Annotated in this window: 25 protein-coding genes; 7 read left to right on the top strand and 18 right to left on the bottom strand. The window is 67.3% G+C overall.

From position 1 onward, the window contains the following. Positions 1-17: 17 nt before the first annotated feature. The 3 genes from Q0907_RS03035 to rlmE all read right to left on the bottom strand — a co-directional run bounded on the left by Q0907_RS03035 (position 18) and on the right by rlmE (position 3,234). Positions 18-521: a hypothetical protein gene (locus Q0907_RS03035; RefSeq protein WP_299341366.1), complete on the bottom strand. Its 504-nt coding sequence runs from the start codon at positions 519-521 to the stop codon at positions 18-20. A 102-nt stretch (positions 522-623) separates the two neighbouring features. Further along, positions 624-2,552, bottom strand: coding sequence for an ATP-dependent zinc metalloprotease FtsH (gene ftsH, locus Q0907_RS03030; protein WP_299341363.1), 1,929 nt, complete (start codon positions 2,550-2,552; stop codon positions 624-626). Between the two features lie 49 nt (positions 2,553-2,601). Beyond that, entirely contained in the window at positions 2,602-3,234 is a 633-nt protein-coding gene (gene rlmE, locus Q0907_RS03025) for a 23S rRNA (uridine(2552)-2'-O)-methyltransferase RlmE (RefSeq protein ID WP_296280950.1), read from the bottom strand. Between the two features lie 101 nt (positions 3,235-3,335). Between rlmE and yhbY the strand changes: the two genes are divergently transcribed. Genes yhbY through Q0907_RS03010 form a run of 3 tightly spaced genes read left to right on the top strand, consistent with a single transcriptional unit; the run spans position 3,336 to position 4,684 of the window. Beyond that, positions 3,336-3,641 (top strand): ribosome assembly RNA-binding protein YhbY, encoded by a 306-nt coding sequence (yhbY, locus tag Q0907_RS03020; RefSeq protein WP_299341361.1) that lies wholly within the window; start codon positions 3,336-3,338, stop codon positions 3,639-3,641. 22 nt (positions 3,642-3,663) lie between these two features. After that, positions 3,664-4,041, top strand: coding sequence for an Mth938-like domain-containing protein (locus Q0907_RS03015; RefSeq protein WP_299341359.1), 378 nt, complete (start codon positions 3,664-3,666; stop codon positions 4,039-4,041). 10 nt (positions 4,042-4,051) lie between these two features. After that, positions 4,052-4,684: a D-Ala-D-Ala carboxypeptidase family metallohydrolase gene (locus Q0907_RS03010; RefSeq protein WP_299341356.1), complete on the top strand. Its 633-nt coding sequence runs from the start codon at positions 4,052-4,054 to the stop codon at positions 4,682-4,684. On the opposite strand, the gene Q0907_RS03005 is transcribed toward Q0907_RS03010, so the two are convergent. The 5 genes from Q0907_RS03005 to surE are packed head-to-tail and all read right to left on the bottom strand — an operon-like array spanning position 4,645 to position 8,460. Then, positions 4,645-5,490, bottom strand: coding sequence for an endonuclease/exonuclease/phosphatase family protein (locus tag Q0907_RS03005; RefSeq protein ID WP_299341353.1), 846 nt, complete (start codon positions 5,488-5,490; stop codon positions 4,645-4,647). The two genes, Q0907_RS03010 and Q0907_RS03005, sit on opposite strands and share 40 nt — an antisense overlap. Before the next feature lie 20 nt (positions 5,491-5,510). Then, complete coding sequence (locus tag Q0907_RS03000; RefSeq protein WP_299341350.1) at positions 5,511-6,305, bottom strand: peptidoglycan DD-metalloendopeptidase family protein; 795 nt, start codon at positions 6,303-6,305, stop codon at positions 5,511-5,513. Positions 6,306-6,344: 39 nt separating this feature from the next. Beyond that, complete coding sequence (locus Q0907_RS02995) at positions 6,345-7,001, bottom strand: exopolysaccharide biosynthesis protein (RefSeq protein ID WP_296280757.1); 657 nt, start codon at positions 6,999-7,001, stop codon at positions 6,345-6,347. Positions 7,002-7,006: 5 nt separating this feature from the next. Continuing rightward, positions 7,007-7,684 carry a protein-L-isoaspartate(D-aspartate) O-methyltransferase gene (locus Q0907_RS02990; RefSeq protein WP_296280755.1) on the bottom strand — a complete coding sequence of 226 codons (678 nt, stop codon included), beginning with the start codon at positions 7,682-7,684 and terminating at the stop codon, positions 7,007-7,009. Further along, complete coding sequence (surE, locus tag Q0907_RS02985; RefSeq protein WP_296280753.1) at positions 7,681-8,460, bottom strand: 5'/3'-nucleotidase SurE; 780 nt, start codon at positions 8,458-8,460, stop codon at positions 7,681-7,683. Before surE ends, Q0907_RS02990 begins: the two co-directional genes overlap by 4 nt. Positions 8,461-8,549: 89 nt before the next feature. On the opposite strand from surE, the gene Q0907_RS02980 reads away from it, so the two are divergent. Beyond that, positions 8,550-9,095, top strand: coding sequence for a Smr/MutS family protein (locus Q0907_RS02980; RefSeq protein ID WP_299341347.1), 546 nt, complete (start codon positions 8,550-8,552; stop codon positions 9,093-9,095). A 17-nt stretch (positions 9,096-9,112) separates the two neighbouring features. Here Q0907_RS02980 and Q0907_RS02975 read toward each other — a convergent pair whose 3' ends face one another. The 10 genes from Q0907_RS02975 to Q0907_RS02930 all read right to left on the bottom strand — a co-directional run bounded on the left by Q0907_RS02975 (position 9,113) and on the right by Q0907_RS02930 (position 16,889). Next, positions 9,113-9,346 (bottom strand): hypothetical protein, encoded by a 234-nt coding sequence (locus Q0907_RS02975; RefSeq protein ID WP_299341346.1) that lies wholly within the window; start codon positions 9,344-9,346, stop codon positions 9,113-9,115. 133 nt (positions 9,347-9,479) lie between these two features. Then, positions 9,480-10,517, bottom strand: coding sequence for a tRNA pseudouridine(13) synthase TruD (gene truD / locus Q0907_RS02970; RefSeq protein ID WP_299341344.1), 1,038 nt, complete (start codon positions 10,515-10,517; stop codon positions 9,480-9,482). Then, positions 10,514-11,005: a 2-C-methyl-D-erythritol 2,4-cyclodiphosphate synthase gene (gene ispF, locus Q0907_RS02965; protein ID WP_299341342.1), complete on the bottom strand. Its 492-nt coding sequence runs from the start codon at positions 11,003-11,005 to the stop codon at positions 10,514-10,516. Before ispF ends, truD begins: the two co-directional genes overlap by 4 nt. 18 nt (positions 11,006-11,023) lie before the next feature. Further along, positions 11,024-11,719, bottom strand: coding sequence for a 2-C-methyl-D-erythritol 4-phosphate cytidylyltransferase (gene ispD, locus Q0907_RS02960; RefSeq protein WP_299341340.1), 696 nt, complete (start codon positions 11,717-11,719; stop codon positions 11,024-11,026). Next, the gene (gene ftsB, locus Q0907_RS02955; RefSeq protein WP_296280742.1) at positions 11,719-12,066 is read right to left on the bottom strand and encodes a cell division protein FtsB; all 348 of its coding nucleotides are present in this window, start codon (positions 12,064-12,066) and stop codon (positions 11,719-11,721) included. Before ftsB ends, ispD begins: the two co-directional genes overlap by 1 nt. Before the next feature lie 3 nt (positions 12,067-12,069). Further along, positions 12,070-13,353 carry a phosphopyruvate hydratase gene (gene eno, locus Q0907_RS02950; RefSeq protein WP_299341338.1) on the bottom strand — a complete coding sequence of 428 codons (1,284 nt, stop codon included), beginning with the start codon at positions 13,351-13,353 and terminating at the stop codon, positions 12,070-12,072. After that, positions 13,350-13,796, bottom strand: a complete 447-nt coding sequence (locus Q0907_RS02945) for a hypothetical protein (RefSeq protein ID WP_299341336.1) — start codon at positions 13,794-13,796, stop codon at positions 13,350-13,352. The genes eno and Q0907_RS02945 overlap by 4 nt, the downstream gene beginning before the upstream one ends. A 47-nt stretch (positions 13,797-13,843) precedes the next feature. Beyond that, complete coding sequence (gene kdsA, locus Q0907_RS02940) at positions 13,844-14,677, bottom strand: 3-deoxy-8-phosphooctulonate synthase (protein WP_299341334.1); 834 nt, start codon at positions 14,675-14,677, stop codon at positions 13,844-13,846. A 154-nt stretch (positions 14,678-14,831) separates the two neighbouring features. Continuing rightward, the gene (locus tag Q0907_RS02935; protein ID WP_296282476.1) at positions 14,832-16,493 is read right to left on the bottom strand and encodes a CTP synthase; all 1,662 of its coding nucleotides are present in this window, start codon (positions 16,491-16,493) and stop codon (positions 14,832-14,834) included. Positions 16,494-16,634: 141 nt separating this feature from the next. Then, entirely contained in the window at positions 16,635-16,889 is a 255-nt protein-coding gene (locus tag Q0907_RS02930) for a hypothetical protein (RefSeq protein ID WP_296282477.1), read from the bottom strand. A 162-nt stretch (positions 16,890-17,051) separates the two neighbouring features. On the opposite strand from Q0907_RS02930, the gene Q0907_RS02925 reads away from it, so the two are divergent. The 3 genes from Q0907_RS02925 (at position 17,052) to Q0907_RS02915 (ending at position 20,907) form a co-directional block, all read left to right on the top strand. After that, positions 17,052-17,765 carry a hypothetical protein gene (locus tag Q0907_RS02925; protein WP_299341332.1) on the top strand — a complete coding sequence of 238 codons (714 nt, stop codon included), beginning with the start codon at positions 17,052-17,054 and terminating at the stop codon, positions 17,763-17,765. Between the two features lie 14 nt (positions 17,766-17,779). Further along, positions 17,780-19,669, top strand: a complete 1,890-nt coding sequence (gene parE, locus Q0907_RS02920; protein WP_299341330.1) for a DNA topoisomerase IV subunit B — start codon at positions 17,780-17,782, stop codon at positions 19,667-19,669. Positions 19,670-19,770: 101 nt separating this feature from the next. Next, positions 19,771-20,907 carry a carboxylate-amine ligase gene (locus Q0907_RS02915; RefSeq protein WP_299341328.1) on the top strand — a complete coding sequence of 379 codons (1,137 nt, stop codon included), beginning with the start codon at positions 19,771-19,773 and terminating at the stop codon, positions 20,905-20,907. Positions 20,908-20,914 lie beyond the last annotated feature (7 nt).

Below are 20,914 nucleotides of genomic sequence, written 5' to 3'. Positions count from 1 at the left end.
GGTACGAGTGGCTTGATTCAGCGCAGATCGCCGAGCTGGCCGCCGTCGACGGGATTGTTCAACCAGCCCGCCACGTCCTTGCCGATGGCGTTGACGGTCCGCTCCAGCACGGCGCACGAGCCCTTGAAACCGCCCGCGAAGCCTCCGCCCGAATTCCGCCGCGCGATGAACTTGGCGACCTGCTGTCCGTCGCGATAGAGCCATCCCTTCACGGTGACCGACTTGCGATGGCCCATCCAGGCATTGCCCGCGCTTTGCGCGTCATGGAATTCCATCTTCAGCACTTGCCCCGACGCCGTGTCCAGCGAATCCACCAGCTCGACGCGATGCCCGCCGGCGGATGCGAACCGGACCAGGGCGTCCGTCAGCTGCGTCCCGATGGGACATTCGCGCTTGATGTTGCCGGCGACGATCGAATCCTCCGCAAACGGCACGTCCCGCGGCGCCTTGAACTCGGCCGCGTGCACCGACGTGGCCAGCAGCACCCCCAGCAGGACGACGCCCATTCCCATCCCCTTCATGGCATTCCCCTTGACTGATCGAAGCGGCCCCTGCGGCAACCTGCGCGCAAAGAAAAGGCCAGACGCAAGTCTGGCCTTTCATCACCGCGCTGGCAACGCGACTCAGGTCTGCTCGGCCGGCCCACCGATCGGGGGCAGCGGGCGCGACTCCGGCTTGTCGTCCTTGTCCGACTTGCCCCAACCCACGGGCGGCGGTACGTCGCGGCCTTCCATGATGGCGTCGATCTGCGGCGCATCGATGGTCTCGTACAGCATCAATGCATCAGCCATCGCATGCAGCTTGTCGATGTTCTCGGTGAGGATCTGGGTGGTGCGCGCATACGCCTTGTCCAGGATCCCGCGGACCACTTCGTCGATCTTGCGCGCGGTGTCGTCGGAGACGTTCTTGTGCTGCGACACCGAGCGGCCGAGGAACACTTCCTCCTCTTCTTCCGCGTAGGTGATCGGACCGAGCTCTTCCGACAGGCCCCACTTGGTGACCATGTTGCGGGCCATCTTGGTGGCGCGCTCGATGTCGTTGGACGCGCCGGTGGTGACCTTGTCCGCACCGAAGATCAACTCTTCCGCCACGCGACCGCCGTACAGCGTGCACAGGCGGCTTTCGATGCCGGTGCGGTTGATGCTGTACTTGTCGCCCTCCGGCAGGTAGACGGTCACGCCCAGCGCGCGATCGCGCGGAATGATGGTGACCTTGTAGACCGGGTCGTGCTCGGGCACCAGCCGGCCGACGATGGCGTGGCCGGACTCGTGGTACGCGGTGTTGCGCTTCTCTTCCTCGCTCATCGCCATGGAGCGACGCTCGGTGCCCATGATGATCTTGTCGCGGGCGCGGTCCAGGTGGTCCATGCGGACCTCCTTGGCGTTCTCGCGCGCCGCGAACAGCGCGGCTTCGTTGCACAGGTTGGCCAGGTCAGCACCACTGAAGCCGGGCGTACCGCGCGCGATGACCATCGGCTCGACGTCGTCGGCCAGCGGCAGCTTGCGCATGTGCACGCGCAGGATCTGCTCGCGACCCTTCACGTCAGGCAGGCCCACGGTCACCTGGCGATCGAAGCGGCCCGGGCGCAGCAGCGCCGGATCCAGCACGTCGGGACGGTTGGTCGCGGCGATGACGATGACGCCTTCGCCCCCTTCGAACCCGTCCATCTCGACCAGCAACTGGTTGAGGGTCTGCTCGCGCTCGTCGTGACCACCGCCCAGGCCGGCGCCGCGATGGCGGCCGACGGCGTCGATTTCGTCGATGAAGATGATGCACGGCGCATGCTTCTTGGCCTGCTCGAACATGTCGCGCACGCGGCTGGCGCCGACGCCGACGAACATCTCGACGAAGTCCGAACCGGAGATGCTGAAGAACGGCACCTTGGCTTCGCCGGCGATGGCCTTGGCCAGCAGCGTCTTGCCGGTGCCGGGCTGGCCGACCATCAGCACGCCGCGCGGGATCTTGCCGCCCAGCTTCTGGAACTTGCCGGGGTCGCGCAGGAACTCGACCAGTTCGCCGACTTCCTCCTTCGCTTCATCGCAACCGGCGACGTCGGCGAAGGTGACCTTCACCTGGTCCTCGCCCTGCAGCTTGGCGCGTGACTTGCCGAAGGACATCGCGCCCTTGGCACCGCCACCACCACCCTGCATCTGGCGCATGATGAAGATCCAGAAGCCGATGATCAGCAGCACCGGCAGGAAGTTCAGCAGGATCGCCGTCAGGCTGATGCCGCTGGGCGGCTCCTTCTGGGTCATCTCGACCTTCTTGAGGCGCAGGTCGCTTATCAGGTCACGGTCAAACGGCGCATTGATGGTCTTGCTGTCGCCGTTGCGCAGGGTGTAGGTGATCTCGCCGACGCCGCTGCGGGCATCGCCGCCGAACTCGACGCGCTGCACGTTGCCGCTGTCGACCTGGTCGAGGAAGTCGGAATACGTGGTGCCGCCCGCCATGGCCGCCGTGCTGGCGCCCTTGGGCGAGAAGCTCTGGAAGACGACCATCAGCACGACGGCGACGACTACCCACAGCAGCAGATTCTTGGTCAGGTCGTTCATCCTCATCGGCTCCGGTATTCCTCTTTGCGCTTGCGCACGTTACGTGACCTTACTTGATTTGGATCCGCTTGCCCTGTCCCAGGGCGTACACCTCGGGGGAGCGCTTGCGGGAGGCGTCCGGCTTGCGGATCGCCACCTTGTCGTAGCGGCGACGCAGCTCGCGGATGTAGTCGTCGGACCCGGCCCCCTGGAACAGCTTGATCAGGAAGGCCCCGCCCGGCTTCAGGTGGTCGTCGGCGAATGCCATCGCCAACTCCGCCAGATGCATCATCCGCGGCTGGTCCACCGCATCCACACCACTCTTATTGGGGGCCATATCGGACAGCACAAGGTCCACCCGGGCACCGTCCAGCATGGCTTCCAGCTGCGATAGGACGCTGTCCTCCCTGAAATCCCCATGAAGGAAGTCCACGCCGGCCAGCGGCGGCATGTCCAGGATGTCCATCGCGACCACACGGCCGCTGTCCCCCATCGCCTGGCGGACGAACTGCGACCAGCCGCCCGGGGCGGCGCCCAGGTCCACGACGACCATGCCCGGCTTGAGGAGGCGGTCGCGCTCGAGCAGCTCCTCCAGCTTGTAGGCCGCACGGGATCGGAGACCCTCGGCCTGGGCCTTTTTCACGTAGGGATCGGAGAAGTGTTCCTTCAGCCAGCGCTGGCTGCTCTTGCTGCGGGTGGCCATGGCGGCGAGGTCTCCGGGCACGCTGCGACGGGAGCCGCCGGAGCCGTTCGTGGGGGTGGCCATGATACCCTGATCGCCCTTTTCGACCCGTACCGTGCCGCATGCCTGTTGCCCTGACCGCTGCCCAGACCCGTTTCCTGCGCGGCCAGGCCCACGACCTGAAAGCGCTGCTGCAGATCGGCAACAAGGGCGTCACCCCGGCCTTCATCGCCGAGCTGGACGCGGTGCTGGAACAGCACGAACTTATCAAGGTGAAAGTCGCCGGCGAGGATCGCGACGCCCGCGACAGCATGATCGAGGACCTGGCAGACAAGGTCGACGCCGCCCTCGTGCAGCGCATCGGCCACACCGCCGTCCTGTACCGTCCGAGCAAGGAACGCCGGCACATCGTGCTGCCGCGCGGCTGATCCGTCACGCAGGTCGCCTGCCATGCAGCTGAGCCACGAACTGCCCGACTACGCCTTCGCGCTGCGCGCCGCGGACGGCCAGACCGCACGCGTGAACGACCGCGTGCTGGCGACCAGCTTCATCCTCTCGCCCCAGCAGCTGGTCGAGGACTGGCCGGTGCACGACAGCGCCGCGCTGGCGCCGGACGACCTGGCCCCGCTGCTGGCGCTGCAGCCGGAAGTGATCCTGCTGGGCACGGGCGAGCGCCAGGTGTTTCCGCCCGCGTCCGTCATGGCCGCCTGCCTGCGCCAGGGCGTGGGCCTGGAGGTCATGACCAATGCCGCGGCCGCCCGCACCTTCAACGTACTGGCCGGCGAATCGCGCAAGGTCGTGGCTGGTTTCCTGCTCGCATCGGCCTGATCTGGCCGCGATGCGGGGCCGGTCCCTGCTGCCTGCCCTGCTGCTCCTCGCGGCATGCGCTCGGCCGGTCCCGGCTCCGGATGCCACCCAGCGGTACGACGCCTGGCGTGCGAAGGCCGACGCGCGCGCCCTGACGGCCTATCAGCGCACATTGACCGATGCCGGCGTGGGTCGGGTCGTGCCGATCCCCGCGCTGCTGCGCTCCAGCCGTCGCTGGCAGGCCTGCGATGCGCCGGAATTCCTGTTGCCCCCGCCCGACAGCGCCGCGGCGATCGTGCCTACCCTGCGCGTGGTCGCGCAGTTGCAGGCGATGGGAATCGTCGACGGCAACCGGGTGCGTTCGGGTTACCGGTCGGTGGAGGTGAACCGCTGCGCCGGCGGCAGCGCGCGCAGTCGGCATCTGCTGAACAATGCGCTGGATTTCGACCTTGCCGACGACCGTCGCGTGGCCGCGCTATGCCACTTCTGGCGCACGCAGGGGCCCGCGCTGGCGATGGGGCTAGGGTTCTACACGCCGACCAGGATCCACATCGATACGGCCGGGCACCGAACATGGGGCACCGACCATCGGCGCGGCACCTCGCTGTGCGTCACCGCCGAGGATCAGTCCGGCGAGCGCGCCAGCCGCACGCGGACGCCGTAATGGTCCGAGGGCCAGGCGCCGGTCGCGTCGGGCCGGTCGAGGATGATGTCGGCGTCGACGACACGGAACGCATCGCGCTGGGCGAACACGTGGTCGATGCGGATCGGCGCATGGCCGAGGTGCGGATTGAGCGTGGTGTGCGTCGGGTCGTTCGTATCCACGCCCGCGTGCGCGTCCGAATAGGCGTCGACGAAGCGCGTGCGCAGCGGCGCGAGTTCGGACGCATCGGCGCGCGTGTTGAAGTCGCCGCCGATGATCGAGGGGGCGTCGCCCGATGTCTCGCCGATCAACGCCAGCACACCGCCGATCTGGTCTGCCCGGATCGCCCCGCCGGTCGGCGTGTGGTGCAGGTGGGTCACGTAGACATTCAATGGACGGCCCCCGACCCGCGTGCGCACCCAGCCGGCGGTACGGTAATCGTCCAGCGGGGACAGCTTGACCTCCCGCGACTTTTCGACCGCCCCCTTCACCAGGATCGCATTGCCGTAGCGCCGGGCCTGGCCGGCCGCGTCGGCGGAAAAGAAGCGGTACCGGTAGCCGAGTCGGGCGGCAAGCGTCTGCGCCTGGTTCGGTAGCGCGGCGTCCTGCAGCACCTCCTGCAAGACGATGATGTCGGGTGCCAGCGTCGCCAACTCGGCGACGATCATGTCCTGCCGGTGCGGCCAGTCCTGCTTGTCGTGCCAGAGATTGAGCGTGACCACGTCCACGTGCGATTGCGTGGGTACCTCGCGGGGACGCTGGCACGCGGCGAGGACCCCCGCTGCGAACACGACAACCGCCAGCACCGCCGGCGTCCACCTTGCCATCGCCCCGCCCTGGACGACGTTCACCGCGGCGGCAGGTACTGGAGCGGATCCACCGGCTTGCCGTTGTGGCGGATCTCGAAGTGGAGCATCTCGCGCGAAGCGCCACTGCTGCCCATTTCCGCGATCTGCTGGCCGGTCTTGACGTTCTGGCCTTCGTTGACCAGTCGCTTGCGGTTGTGGCCGTACGCCGACAGCCAGGCCTCACTGTGCTTGACGATGATCAGCTCGCCGTAACCCACCAGCCCTGCGCCGGAATAGACCACCACCCCATCCGCGGCGGCGCGGACGGCCTGTCCGCTGCTGCCCGCGATGTCGATACCCTGCTTCGTCGCGTCGCCTGCGACATACCGACCGATCAAGTGCCCCTCGGCAGGCCAGCGCCAGCTGAAACCGCTGTTTGCGGGCGCCGGCGTCGGCGCTGGGCGGGTGACCGGCGCTGGCGGCGGGGCGGGACGCGTGGTCGTGCCGGTCGTGGGTCGGGCGGCCGTCGTGGTGGTCGTCGTGGGACGACTGCCGCCGGTGCCGGGGAACAGCTTGAGCGACTGGCCCGGATAGATCGTGTAGGGGGCAGCGAGGTTGTTCCAGCGGGCCAGGTCGTTGACGTCGATGCCGTTGCGGAACGCGATGCCGTAGAGCGTGTCGCCGCGCTGCACGCGCACCGTGGCACCGGGCTTGGCCTGGGACGCCTTGCGCGTGGTCGACGATGCGGTGGGCTCGCGCACCACCGTGGTGGAGCAGGCGCCCAGCACCGCGAGGGCGATGCCGGCAAGGAACGCGCGCGCGATGCGGTGGCGTGGACGAAGCGTCGTGGTCATGCGGTCGTTCGTTTCCTCACAGGGCGATGGCCGCCGGCCTCAGCCGGTCAGGCGCTGGAACAGTTCGCGTGCCGCCACCCCGCCCCCACCGATCAGCACGCTGAAGTAGACGATCGTACCGATGTTGGCCAGGTGGCCCATCAGGATCGCGCCGCCATCGCGCTGGATGAAGCCGATGGCGTACAGCAGCAGCGCCAAGGCTGGCAGGGTGTTGCTGAATGGCACGAATCCAAAAGGCGCCATCAACAATAGGGCAGCGAGGATGAAGGCGAGGTTGTTGAAGACGCCTTGCCCCGGCCCGTCGACGAAGACACGCAGCCGGTGCGGACGGCTGATCCTTTCCATCCGGCGCACCCAGACCAGCCCACCGGTCAGGCCGGGGCGCAGGCGATCGGCCGGCAGCGCCTTGTGCTTGACGCGTTGTGGCAGCCACAGCGGGCGGTTGAACAGGCGGCTCACGCCGACCAGCAGGATCGCCGCGCCGAACACGGTGCTGACGCCCGGGATCGACACGGGGATCAGGAACACCAGGGTCAGCAGGATGGTGAGCAACAGCAGGCCTTCGTCGCTGAACACATCCAGCAGTTCGCCCAGGCTCAGCGTGTCGGGAGGCAGGCGCTCGATGATGCCGGCCAGCTGCTCTCCCAGCGATGCCGGATGGTTCGGCGATCCTTCGTCGGGACGCGGATGGGTCATGCCGGTCAGTCCAGGGTGCCGGACAACAGCGGCACGAACACGACGGGCGCCAGCGTCGTTTCCTCGATGCTGCCGTCGGCGCGCTTCACCAGACGCACGAGCGATTGCGAGCCGCTGCCGCCGACCGGTGCGACGAGGTGCCCGCCGATCGCGAGTTGTTCCACCAGCACCGGCACCAGGGCCGGCGCGGCGGCGGTCACGATGATGGCGTCGTAGGGACCGTGCTCGACCCAGCCGATGCGTCCGTCGTCGTGCTTGCTGCGGACGTTGAAGCCCATCTGCCGCAGCCGCTTGCGCGCCTGACGCAGCAGGTCGCCGATGCGTTCGACCGTGTACACCTCCAGCCCGAGGATCGCGAGGACCGCGGCCTGGTAACCCGATCCGGTGCCGATCTCCAGTACCTTCTTCGGCGCCGCTTCCAGCAGGACCTCGGTCATGCGCGCGACCACCCACGGCTGCGAAATGGTCTGGCTGTGGCCGATCGGCAGCGCCGTGTCCTCGTAAGCGCGGGTGGCGAGCGCTTCATCGACGAACAGGTGGCGCGGCAACGTGCGGATGGCATTCAGCACGCGCTCGTCGGCGATGCCCGACTCGCGCAGCCGCTCGACCAGGCGGTCGCGCACGCGCTGCGAGGTCATGCCCATGCCCACCGCTTCCGGCTGCAGCCGCAGTCGCGGCGTCATGCCGTCCCCTCGAGCGAGGCCGTCAATCCGCCCACCCAGCCCGCGACTTTCTCGAGCGCCTGGTAGCGGGTCAGGTCGACATGGATCGGCGTGATGGAGATATGGCCCGTACGCACCGCGTGGAAGTCCGTGCCCGGGCCCGCATCCTGCTCGCGGCCGGCGGGGCCTATCCAGTAGACGGTGTGGCCGCGCGGATCCGGCTGCGGCACGCAGGGCTCGGAACGGTGGCGGTTGCCGAGGCGCGTGACTTCGAAGCCCCGCACCTCCGACCATGCGAGATCCGGCACGTTGACGTTGAGGATGGTGTCGGCCGGCAGCGGATCCGACTTCAAACGCGCGACGATCTCCACGGCGGCACGCGCGGCGGTCTCGTAATGCCTGGCGTCGTGGTTCTTGGTGGCCAGCGACATGGCCACTGCGGGCAGGCCCAGGAAGCGCCCTTCCATCGCCGCCGAGACCGTGCCGGAGTAGATGACGTCGTCGCCCAGGTTGGCGGTGTTGTTGATGCCCGATACCACGATGTCGGGCTCGAACTCGAGCATGCCCGTCAGCGCCAGGTGCACGCAGTCGGTCGGCGTGCCGGCGATGCTGCAGGTGTAGTGGTCGATGCGCTTGAGCCGGATCGGCAGGTCGAGCGTCAGCGAGTTGCTGGCGCCGGAGCGATCGCGGTCGGGCGCGACCACATACACTTCGTGGCCTGCGCTACGCAGGCCCTCTGCCAGGATTCGGATGCCGGGGGCGTCGACGCCGTCGTCGTTGCTGACCAGTACGCGCATGGGGTTCCTCGGGGACGGCCCCATGATACCGGAACAACGCCGAGGCTTCCCGCGCTTGCGTCACGTGGCGATGCCGCTACGCTGGCGGCATGTCCCGCTCCGCGCCCCCCGACGATGACGACGCCGCGCTGTTCCGCGAGGCGATCGGCGACGTGCGACGCCTGGACACCGCCACGCCACCGCCGCGCAAGGCGCCGCCGAAACCGCGTGCTCGCATGGCCGAGCAGGATGATGTCGACGCGCTGAGCGAATTCCAGCGCGGGCTGGAATCCTTCGACCTGCACGCGGCCGGCGATGTGCTGAGCCATCGGCGCGAGGCCTTGTCGCCGCGCGCCTTCCAGCGACTGAAGCGGGGCCAGTTCTCCGTCCAGGATGAACTCGACTTGCACGGCGCCACGGCGTTGCAGGCGGAAGGCCTGTTGAGGCAATTCCTGCTGGAGGCCCACCAGCACGACTACGGATGTGTCCGAATCATCCATGGCAAGGGCACGCGATCCGAGGTCGGCGCACCCGTGATCAAGAATGCGGTCGACAGGATGCTGCGCCATCGCGCGGATGTCCTCGCGTTCCACTCGGCACCACCGGCGCAGGGCGGCACCGGCGCCGTGCTGGTACTCCTGGCCCGGCGCCGCTAGCTCGGCCTGCCTATCCGCTATCGCGCGGAGGCGACGGAGGCCGACACTCGCTTCTTGGGTGGGTTGACCCACATCACTTCGGTACCGCGCTGTTTGGCGATGGCATTGACATAGCCCACGTAGACCGCATCCACGTCGGATCGTGGCTGCATCAATGCCTCGTCGGCGGTGCTCGCGGTACGGGTGCTCGCGCAACCGGAAAGCAGCACGGCGAGGAAAAGGGCGCTGGAAAAGCGATCGAGGCGACTCATGGCGACCTCCAAGTAGCAGGACGTTGCTGCGACCGACATCTCGGCGGCGAGGCATCATCCACCGCCGTCGCTAACGCTTATACGCCCGCCATTCCACGCTGCCAGTGCTTGTGCCCGATTTCCGACGAACGGCTCAGGCCGGTCCGGACGCGTCCGCGGCGTCCCCCAACTCGTGCAGCACGGCGGTGGCATAGCTCCCGGGCGGCAGAGCGAAATGAACCTTGAGCGTCGACGCATCCAGCCACTCCCAAGCCAACCCGTCGGGTCGCAGTCGCAGGGCACGACGCTCTTGGCGGAGGCCCTCCTGCTCGAGCCCCGTCTTCAGCGCGCGCGCATCCTCGCCCTGCAGCGCCGCGTCCTCGCAGGCATGGGCGGCAGCCTGCGCGCGCGATGCCCCCGCGCCCCACAACGGCCCTGTCGGATGGATATCGAAGTCGGCCAGGCGCTGCGCGAGCGTCTCGCTCCAGGGCTCGGGCCCGAAGACGCTGCGGCTTCCGGCCAGCATCCACACTTCGCCTTCGAGGCCGCGATTCCAGCTGCCGTCGGCAAGCCGGGCCGAGAGCACGCGGTTGAACAGCTCCGAACGTGCGGCGGACAGGAGAATGGACCGTTGCTCGCGCCGCACCCGGCGCCCACCGAACATCGCCAGTGCCGCCGCCACGTTGCCGCCATCGCGTCCGAAGCGCTGTTCACCGAACCAGTTGGGCAGACCATGCGCGGCGATCTCGGCAAGACGTGCATCGATCGCTTGCCGATTCCCTTCCACCTGACGCAGCACCAGCGCGAACCGGTTGCCGGCCAACGCCCCGCGCGGCAGCTTGCGCGAATGCCATGACGCATCGATGACCTTGAGATCGTCCGATGCCAGCCCGCCCAGGTCCGGTGCCACCTTGCGTGGCAGGTGCACGCTGAAGCGCTGCCGCGTCACCGCATGGCGGTCCTTGAGGCCGGCGTAGCCGACGCCCATGTCGGCGATCGCCGCCCACGCCGCGATGCGCTTGGCGGCGAACGCGGTATTCATGCCGCGCTTCTCGACCGTCAGCAGCAGGTGTTCGCCTTCGCCCGAGGGCTCGAAACCCGGAAGCTCCTCGACGAAGAAATCCTCCGGTGCCGTGCGGATACGCGCCGACAGCACCGACGCGCCGAACGCGCGCGGCAATGCCCCGCTCATGCGCGCACCAGCAGCACCACCGCCTGCGCCGCGATGCCTTCGCCGCGCCCGGTGAAGCCCAGCTTCTCCGTCGTGGTCGCCTTGATGCTGACCGCATCCGCGTCGATCCCGAGATCCGTGGCCACGCAAGCCCGCATCGCATCGGCATGGGGACCGACCTTGGGACGCTCGCAGATGACGGTGACGTCGGCATTGCCGACGCGCCAGCCGCGTTCACGCAGCAAGGCATCGCAGTGGCGCAGGAACGCACGGCTGTCCGCGCCCTTCCAACGATCATCCGAAGGCGGGAAATGCCGGCCGATGTCGCCGAGCGCCAACGCACCGAGCATGGCATCGCACACGGCATGCAGCACCACGTCGCCGTCGCTGTGCGCCAGCACGCCGCGATCGTGCGGCACGCGCACACCACCCAGCATGAGGTGGTCGCCGTCGCCGAAGGCGTGCACATCGAAGCCCTGGCCGATGCGGATGTTCAAGGAATCGGGCATGTCGTTTCCGTCAGGAGGTCAGCGGTGACGCTGCGCCAGTTCGTAGGCGAACCGGGCCAGGTCCGCCGGCGTGGTGATCTTGAAGTTGCTCTCGGAGCCTTCCACCAGCAGCGGGCGCAAGCCCTGGCGCTCCATCGCCATCGCCTCGTCGGTGACCTCGACGCCATCGGTCGTGGCGGACTCGAGCGCGCGGGTCAGCTGCAGGCGACGGAAAAGTTGCGGCGTGAACGCACGCCACAGGCGCTCTCGGGGTTCGGTGGCGTCGATCCCGCCGTCGTCGCCACCCCGTTTCAACGTGTCCCGCACCGGTGCGGCGAGGATCGCACCGACCGGATCATTGCGACCACGTTCCAGCAGTTGCGTCAGGTCGGCCAGGGAGACGTTCGGGCGCGCCGCATCGTGCACCAGTACGAAATCATCCGGGCGCACGTCGTCAGGCAGTGCGTGCAGGCCGGCCAGCACGGACGCCGCACGGCTGGCGCCACCGACGCAGGCGAGCACCGGCTTGCCCGCGAATTCCGTCCAGCGCGGCCAGTCCGCGTCGTTCTCCGACACCGGCACCACGGCGCCCTCCACCGCATCGTGCGCGAACAGGGCCGCGAGCGTGTGCGCGATCAGGGGCGCACCCTCCACCGGGAGATACTGCTTGGGGAGTTCGCCGCCGAAGCGGGTGCCGCGTCCTGCGGCGGGCACGACGGCCCAGAGACGGGCCATCAGGGAAGCGGGTCCGCGGTGGCGGCGTTGCCGGCCGCATCGCCTTCCGCGGCCGGCGCCGGCGCAGCGGGTTCGACCACGCGGTAGAACTTCTCGCCCGGCTTGATCATGCCCAGTTCGCTGCGTGCACGCTCCTCCACCGCCGATTCGCCCGATTTGAGGTCCTCGACTTCGGCGGCCAACGCATCGTTGCGCTCCTGCAGGCCGGCATTCTCGCGCTTCTGCGACTCGACCTGCTGCTCCAGCGCGACGACCTGCCCTGAACTTCCCACACCGAACCAGAACTTGTACTGCAGCCATCCCAGCAGCAGCACGAGGACCAGCAGGAGCCAGGGCGCCTTGCGCATGGATTACTTCTTCAGCGACACGAAGGCGTTGCGGCCGGCGTAGCGCGCCTTGCTGCCCAGCGCCTCTTCGATGCGCAGCAGCTGGTTGTATTTGGCCACGCGGTCGCTGCGGCACAGCGAGCCGGTCTTGATCTGCGTGGCCGTCGTGGCTACCGCGATGTCGGCGATGGTGGTGTCTTCGGTTTCGCCCGAGCGATGCGACACGACGGCGGCGTAGTTCGCGTGGTGCGCCATCGCGATGGCCTCCAGGGTCTCGGTAAGCGTGCCGATCTGGTTGACCTTGATCAGGATCGCGTTGGCCGTGCCGGACTCGATGCCTTCCTTGAAGATCTTCGGATTGGTCACGAACAGGTCGTCGCCGACCAGCTGCACCTTCTTGCCGATCCGGTCGGTCAGCAGCTTCCAGCCCGCCCAGTCGTCCTCGGCCAGGCCGTCTTCGATGGTGATGATGGGGTACTGCGCGGCCCAGTCGGCCAGGAAGTCGACGAACTGCTCGCTGGTCAGGCGCTTGTTCTCGCCCACCAGATGGTACTTGCCGTTGTCGAAGAACTCGCTGGACGCCACGTCCAGGCCCAGCAGCACGTCTTCGCCGGCGGTGTAGCCGGCCTTGCCGATGGCTTCCAGGATGGTGTCCAGCGCTTCTACGTTGCTGCGGAAATCGGGGGCGAAGCCGCCCTCGTCGCCGACCGCCGTGCTCAGGCCGTGGCCCTTCAGCACCGACTTCAGCGAGTGGAAGATCTCGGTGCCCGCGCGCAGCGATTCGGCGAACGAATCGAATCCGACCGGCAGCACCATGAATTCCTGGAAGTCCACGTTGTTGTCGGCGTGCGCGCCGCCGTTGATGATGTTCATCATCGGCACCGGCAAGGTCACCTCGCCATTGGACAGGTGCTGCCACAGCGGGACCTTCTTAGACGCGGCCACCGCATGGGCGTTCGCCATCGACACGCCGAGCAGTGCATTGGCGCCCAGACGACCCTTGTTCTCGGTGCCGTCCAGGTCGATCAGGCGACGGTCCAGACCCTCCTGGTCGGTGGCGTCGAACCCGTGCAGCGCATTCGCGATGGGGCCGTTGACGTTCTCCACCGCCTTGCGCACGCCCTTGCCCAGGTAGCGGGTCTTGTCGCCGTCGCGCAGTTCCACGGCTTCCTTGGTGCCGGTCGAGGCGCCAGACGGCACCATCGCGCGACCGAAGGAACCGTCTTCCAGCGTGACCTCGGCTTCGAGGGTGGGATTACCGCGGGAATCGAGGATTTCGCGGGCGTGGATCTTGGTAATGTTGGTCATGGGGTCAAGGAGTCGTGGTGGGTTGTTCTGACAAGGGCGAGCCATCTTTCAGACTCGCTATCGGGAATATCAAGCCTGTACGAGCGCGGGTCCGGACGCAAATATCCGGTCTTTTCGTCACGCAAGGCAAAGACAATGAACATGGCACCCTCGTTGTAGGGTGCGACGACGAATGGGCCGCAAGCCGGTCCGGGAGGCAAGCCCTCATAGGCCGGTACCGTCGTCCTTTCGACCAGCATGGCACCCGCTCCGGGTTCACCTTTGATCCGCTCGGTCACCTCGAACGCCATTTGTCCACGGAAGTATTCTTCACCCAAGGCTGGGGCAATACGCGCGTAGTCGGACAGGCGAGCGACGAAAACGACATCATTGCGCAAGACCGCGTCCGGCAGATCTTGTTCGGGCACCTGAGAGCCAATCGTGCAGCCGAATGCGGACGTCACGCACGTCGACGCAAGCATCAACACGACGACAATGGAGCGCGCCAGTCTCAGACCGTGCTCTCCAAAAAACCATTCTTCTTGGTGATGCCGTCCAGCGCCAGCAGCGTTTCCAGCAGCGCTTCCATCTTGTCCAGCGGCCACGCGTTCGGGCCATCGGACAGGGCCTTGGCCGGATCCGGGTGGGTTTCGGCGAACAGGCCGGCCACACCGACCGCGACTGCGGCGCGTGCCAGCACCGGCACGAATTCGCGCTGGCCGCCCGAGCTGCTGCCCTGCCCTCCCGGCAACTGCACCGAATGCGTCGCATCGAATACCACCGGGCAACCGGTATCGCGCATCACGCTCAACGAACGCATGTCGCTGACCAGATTGTTGTAACCGAAGGAAGCGCCCCGCTCGCAGACCATGATGTCCTGGTTGCCGGTGGACTTGGCCTTGTCGACCACGGGCTTCATGTCCCACGGCGACAGGAACTGGCCCTTCTTGATGTTGACCGGCTTGCCCGCCGAGCAGACTTTCTTGATGAAGTCCGTCTGGCGCACGAGGAAGGCCGGCGTCTGCAGCACGTCGACGACGGCCGCGACTTCGTCCATCGGGGTGTATTCGTGCACGTCGGTGAGTACCGGCACGCCGACCTGCTTCTTCACTGCGTCCAGCACCTTCAGGCCCTCTTCCATGCCCGGGCCGCGGAAGCTGGTGCCGGAGGTGCGGTTGGCCTTGTCGAAGCTGGACTTGAAGATGAAGTTCATCCCCAGCTTGCCGGTGATTTCCTTCAGGCGGCCAGCGACGTCGATCTGCAGCTGCATCGATTCGATCACGCACGGGCCGGCGATCAGGAACAGGGGCTGGTCGAGCCCGACATCGAATCCACAGAGTTTCATTCACACACCTCTCGTTTGAGCCCCTCTCCCCCCCCGGGAGAGGGGTTGGGGTGAGGGTACGGCGGAATACGGATGGCTGGAACACACCGGATTCCGCCGGACCCTCATCCGCCCCTTTGGGGCACCTTCTCCCGGCGGGAGCAGGGACATGCATTTACGCGCGCGCTTCCTTCAACAGCTTGCCGCCCGCCTTCTTTTCGCGGGCGGCGCGGATGAAGCCGACGAACAGCGGATGGCCGTCGCGCGGCGTGGACAGGAACTCAGGGTGCGCCTGGCAGGCCAGGAACCACGGATGCACGGCGCGCGGCAACTCCACCATCTCCACCAGCAGGTCGTCCATCGACTTGGCCGCGATCACCAGGCCGGCGTCCTCCAACTGGGTGCGATAGCGGTTGTTGAACTCGTACCGATGGCGATGGCGCTCGGCCACCACGTCCTTGCCGTACAGGTCCCGCGCCAACGTGCCGGGCTTCAGGCGCTGCTCCTGCAGGCCCAGGCGCATCGTGCCGCCCAGGTCGGAGCGCTCATCGCGCTTCTCGACATCGCCGGCCGCCGTGCGCCACTCGGTGATCAGGCCGATCACGGGATGCGGCGACTGTTTGTCGTTCTCCGTGCTGTTGGCGTTTTCCAGTCCGGCCACATGGCGGGCGTAATCGACAACCGCCGCTTGCATGCCGTAGCAGATGCCGAAATACGGCAGCTTCTGCTCGCGGGCGAAGCGGGAGGTCAGCACCTTGCCTTCGAAGCCGCGATCGCCGAAGCCACCCGGCACAAGCACGCCGTCCACGCCCTGCAGCAGCGCCATGTCGGTGCCTTCCAGTTCCTGGGCTTCGATCCACTTCAGGTTGACGCGCGTGCGCTGGCGCAGGCCGCCATGCTTCAGGGCCTCGCCCACCGACTTGTACGCATCCTGGTGATCGACGTACTTGCCGACGACGGCGATGGTCACCTCATCCAGCGGATTGAGCGTGGCATCGACCGCGGCTTCCCACTCGGACAGGTCCGCAGCCTGCGCGTTGTCGATGCGGAACTGGCGCAGGACGATGTCGTCCAGGCCCTGCCGGTGCAGGCCCATCGGAATGCGGTAGAGCACGTCCACGTCCGGCACGCTGATGACGGCGCGCTCGGGCACGTTGGTGAACAGGGAGATCTTGCGGCGCTCGGAATCGGGGATCGGCTGCTCGGACCGGCACAGCAGCACGTCGGGCTGGATGCCGATCGAGCGCAGTTCCTTCACCGAGTGCTGCGTGGGCTTGGTCTTCAGCTCGCCCGCCGCCGCCACGTAGGGCACCAGTGTCAGGTGCATGAAGAGCGCCTTCTCTGGGCCTCGCTCGGTGCGGATCTGGCGAATGGCCTCGAGGAACGGCAGCGACTCGATGTCGCCGACCGTACCGCCGATCTCGACCAGCGCCACGTCGAAGCCTTCGGTGGCCTCATCGATGCAGCGGCGGATCTCGTCGGTGATGTGCGGGATCACCTGCACGGTGGCGCCCAGGTAGTCGCCGCGGCGCTCCTTGCGGATCACGTTTTCGTAGATCCGGCCGGTGGTGACCGAGTTCTTGCGACTCAGGCGGGTGCGCACGAAGCGCTCGTAGTGGCCCAGGTCCAGGTCGGTCTCGGCGCCGTCGTCGGTGACGTACACCTCACCGTGCTGGAACGGGCTCATGGTGCCCGGATCGACGTTGATGTAGGGGTCCAGCTTCATCATCGTGACCTTCAGGCCACGTGCTTCGAGAATGGACGCAAGCGAAGCGGCGGCGATGCCCTTGCCAAGCGAGGACACAACGCCGCCGGTAACGAAAATCAGGGGAGTCATGGGCGGGGCTCCGGAAAGCCATAGTCTACAGGCAACGCGTGTCGCCCGGAAGCGCGACGCCCCGCCGAAGCGGGGCGTCGCGTACCTGCATGCGAGCGCGAAACCCTTGCGGCACAAGGGCTCCGGCAAAGCGGACGTCGGTCAGGGCTTGCGCTCTTCCTCTTCGTCGCCAGCCTTCTTCTGCTGGCCCTCCGCGGCCTTGCGCTGCTTGGCGGCAGCTTCATTGGCGGCACGTCGGCGCGCCTTGGCTTCCGGATCGGAGGGGTCGGCGGTCTGGGTCTGGTCCTGCCTGGGCTTGTCGGCCTCGCTGGCAGTCCGGGATTGTGCAAGGGCCTGGACCGCGAACAACGCGCCGAGGGCGGCGGCAGACAGCAGCAACAGGTTGCGGGGCTTCATGGCAGTGCTCCTCGTGGATGGGGGAAATCTGGGGGCGCCGGTCGGCGTCCCCAAGGGGCATCCCTGTCCGCGCGCGCAGTGTCAGCGCGTGCGACTGAACATGGCAAAAATCCGGCCCAGGCGGCACACTGCCGCACCCTTCGATCCGACAGAGGACGTCGCATGCGCTTCTCCTTACGAATGCTCGCCGCCGCCCTGGTGGCCGTGACCCTGCTGGCGCCGACCGCATGGGCGCAACGCGCGCCGTTGCCGCTGAAGGAGGTCCGGCTGGACCAGGTGGCGCAGGACACCCAGCGCACCCACATGGGCGATGACACCATGGAACTGGTCTGGGTCATCCCGCCGGTCTACTGGCATGTCTCGGCCGCCCAGCAGCAAAACCTGTCGGACGCCGACCGCAAGCAGTTCGTTGCACAGCTCGACGACTACCTGCTGGTGGCGATGGTGCGCGGCAAGGTGGGGATGGCAGGCATCGATGCCTTCGCCGACGGCGATGTGCTGTTCGCCGACATGCGCTTCGTCGATGCGGCGGGCACGGTTCACGCGCCCATGGCGTCGTCGAGCATCCCAGCACCGCTGAAGAACCTGCTTTCCATCCTGCGCCCCGTGATGGCCAACATGCTCGGGCCGATGGGCGACAACATGCACTTCGCCGTCCTCAATGCCCGCGATGCGAAGAGCAAGCCGCTGTTCGATCCGGCGGCCGACGGGCGGGTGCAGGTGCGCACGTCCCTCGACACCTACACGTTCCGGACGCCGCTGGGCAGCCTGCTGCCGCCGCGGCAGGACGCCGCGACCGGCGAAAGCTTCCCCGGCGACTACCTCTTCAATCCCTACACCGGCGGCGCCCTGCAGGACGCCGCGCCGTCCCGCTGAGACCCCCACGCACCATGAGCAGCCGCTACAACGCCGCCGACATCGAAGTCCTTTCCGGCCTTGACCCCGTCAAGCGCCGGCCCGGCATGTACACCGACACCGCCCGTCCCAACCACCTGGCGCAGGAAGTCATCGACAACGCGGTGGACGAGGCGCTGGCCGGGCATGCCGGCAGCATCGAGGTCACGCTGTACAAGGACGGCAGCTGCGAAGTCAGCGACGATGGCCGCGGCATGCCGGTCGACATCCATCCCGAGGAGAAGATCCCGGGCGTGGAGCTGATCCTCACCCGCCTGCATGCGGGCGGCAAGTTCAGCAACAAGAACTACACCTTCTCCGGCGGCCTCCATGGCGTCGGTGTCAGCGTGGTCAATGCGCTCTCCACGCTGGTGGAGGTGCACATCAAGCGCGAAGGCAGCGAACACCGCATCACCTTCCGCAACGGCGACCGCGCCACGCCGCTGGAAGTGGTGGGCAGCGTCGGCAAGAAGAACACCGGCACCCGCGTGCGCTTCTGGGCCGACCCGAAATACTTCGATACGCCGAAGTTCAATGTGCGCGCGCTCAAGCACTTGCTGCGCGCCAAGGCGGTGCTGTGTCCCGGCCTGAACGTCACCCTCTTCGACGAAGCGACCGGTGAGCGCGACAGTTGGCACTACGAGGACGGCCTGCGCGATTACCTGCGCGGCGAGATGGCCGGCCGCGAACTGCTGCCGCCCGAGTTGTTCGTCGGCCAACTCAAGAAGGACAGCGAAGTCGTCGATTGGGCCGTGGCCTGGGTGACGGAAGGCGAACTCGTGCAGGAAAGCTACGTCAACCTGATTCCCACCGCCCAGCACGGCACGCACGTCAACGGCCTGCGCAGCGGCCTGACCGACGCGCTGCGTGAATTCTGCGACTTCCGCAACCTGCTGCCGCGCGGCGTGAAGCTGGCGCCCGAGGACGTGTGGGACCGCGTGACGTTCGTGCTCTCGTTGAAGATGACCGACCCGCAGTTCAGCGGCCAGACCAAGGAACGCCTGTCTTCGCGCCAAGCTGCCGGTTTCATCGAGGGCGCGGCGCACGACGCCTTCAGCCTGTGGCTGAACCAGCACGTCGACCTGGGCGAGAAGATCGCGCAGATCGCCATCGAACGCGCCAGCGCACGACTGAAGACCGAAAAGCAGGTCGTCCGAAAGAAAGTCACCCAAGGTCCCGCCCTGCCCGGCAAGCTGGCCGACTGCATCAGCCAGGATCTCTCGCGCACGGAGCTGTTCCTGGTGGAAGGCGACTCGGCCGGCGGCTCGGCCAAGCAGGCGCGCGACAAAGATTTCCAGGCGATCCTTCCGCTGCGCGGCAAGATCCTGAACACGTGGGAAGTCGCCAGCACCTCGGTGCTGGCCTCCGACGAAGTGCACAACCTGGCCATCGCCATCGGCTGCGATCCCGGCAAGGACGACATCAGCGGCCTGCGCTACGGCAAGGTGGTGATCCTGGCCGACGCGGATTCCGACGGCCTGCACATCGCCACCCTGCTGACCGCCCTGTTCCTGCGCCATTTCCCGGCCCTGGTGAACGCAGGCCACGTGTTCGTGGCGATGCCGCCGCTGTTCCGCGTGGACGTAGGCAAGCAGGTGTTCTACGCGCTCGACGAAGAAGAGAAGCGGCTGCTGCTGGAAAAGATCGAGCGCGAAAAGATCCGCGGGCAGGTCAACGTCACCCGCTTCAAGGGGCTGGGCGAAATGAATCCCTCGCAGCTGCGCGAGTCCACGATCCATCCGGATACGCGGCGACTGGTGCAGCTCACCGTGGACGATGAGCCGCAGACGCGCGGCCTGATGGACATGCTGCTGGCGAAGAAGCGGGCCTCCGACCGCAAGTCGTGGCTGGAGGCGAAGGGGGACCTGGCGTCGCTCGAGGTCTGATCGTCGCGCAGGACGGCACGACCGGATGCCGCTGGCGACATGCGGGCGCATCCCATCACCCTTGAACATCGTGTTCACCGTGCCGGTGCGATAACCCGCGCATGACACAGGAATGCGCCGCGCATCCGTACACCTTCGGCCTGGAAGAAGAATACTTCCTGGTCCGTCGCAACGGCCGGCGCCTGCGGCACATGCCGAGACGCTTCTTCGCCGACTGCCGGGAAGCATTGGGCGAGCGCTTCGGCAGCGAGATGCTGCAGACCCAGGTCGAAGTGCAGACCGGCGTGCATGACGACACCGCTGCCGCCGAACGCGAGCTGCGCATGTTGCGCCGGACCGTGGGCGAGATCGCGCATCGGCATGGCTTGGGCGTGCTGTCGGCCGGCACCCATCCGTCCGCGTCGTGGCGCGGCCAGCGCAGCACTGACAAGCCCCACTACGACCAGGTGATGGGCGAGTTGCAGATGCTGGGCCAGCGCAACCTGCTCTGCGGCCTGCACGTGCATGTGCAACCTGAAGATCCCGGCCGACGCGTCGGGCTGATGGCGCGCATGCAGCCGTTTCTCCCGCTGCTGCTGGCGCTCAGCACGTCATCGCCGTTCTGGATGGGCCATGCCACCGGCCTGATGGGCTACCGGCAGACCGCTTACCAGGAGATACCGCGCACCGGGCTGCCGCCGCTGTTCCGCGAACAGGACGAGTACGACCACTACGTTCGGCGCATGATGGATGGCCGCGCGATCCAGGACGCGAGCTTCCTGTGGTGGGCCGTGCGTCCGTCGCTGGCATTTCCCACGCTGGAACTCCGCGTTACCGATGCGTGCACGGACCTTTGCGATGCCCTGGCCATCGCGCAGGTCTACCGTTGCCTGGTGCGCCACCTCGAGCGCAGACCGGCGCTGCATGCCGACCTTCATGCAGGCGACCAGGCGATCATCGCGGAAAACCTGTGGCGGGCGCAGCGTCATGGCTTCGATGCGGGCCTGATCGACCTCGGCAGTCGGCGACTGGTCCCGGTGCGCGAGATGCTGGAGAACACGCTGGATGCGCTGCACGGCGACATCGTGGCCCTGGCCTGCGCACCGCAGGTCGAGCGCGTCTGGCAGATCCTGGACCGCGGCACCAGCGCACATGGACAGCTGCAGCGCTACCGCGAGCGCAGGCAGGCCGGCGACAGCCACGCCGATGCACTGGCCAGCGTGGTGCAGTGGCTCGCCGACGCGACCGTTACCGCTTGACCGACGT

Source organism: uncultured Pseudoxanthomonas sp. (genome assembly GCF_947498795.1).
Taxonomy (GTDB): Bacteria; Pseudomonadota; Gammaproteobacteria; order Xanthomonadales; family Xanthomonadaceae; genus Pseudoxanthomonas_A.
This window is presented reverse-complemented; position numbering and strand designations above follow the sequence as displayed.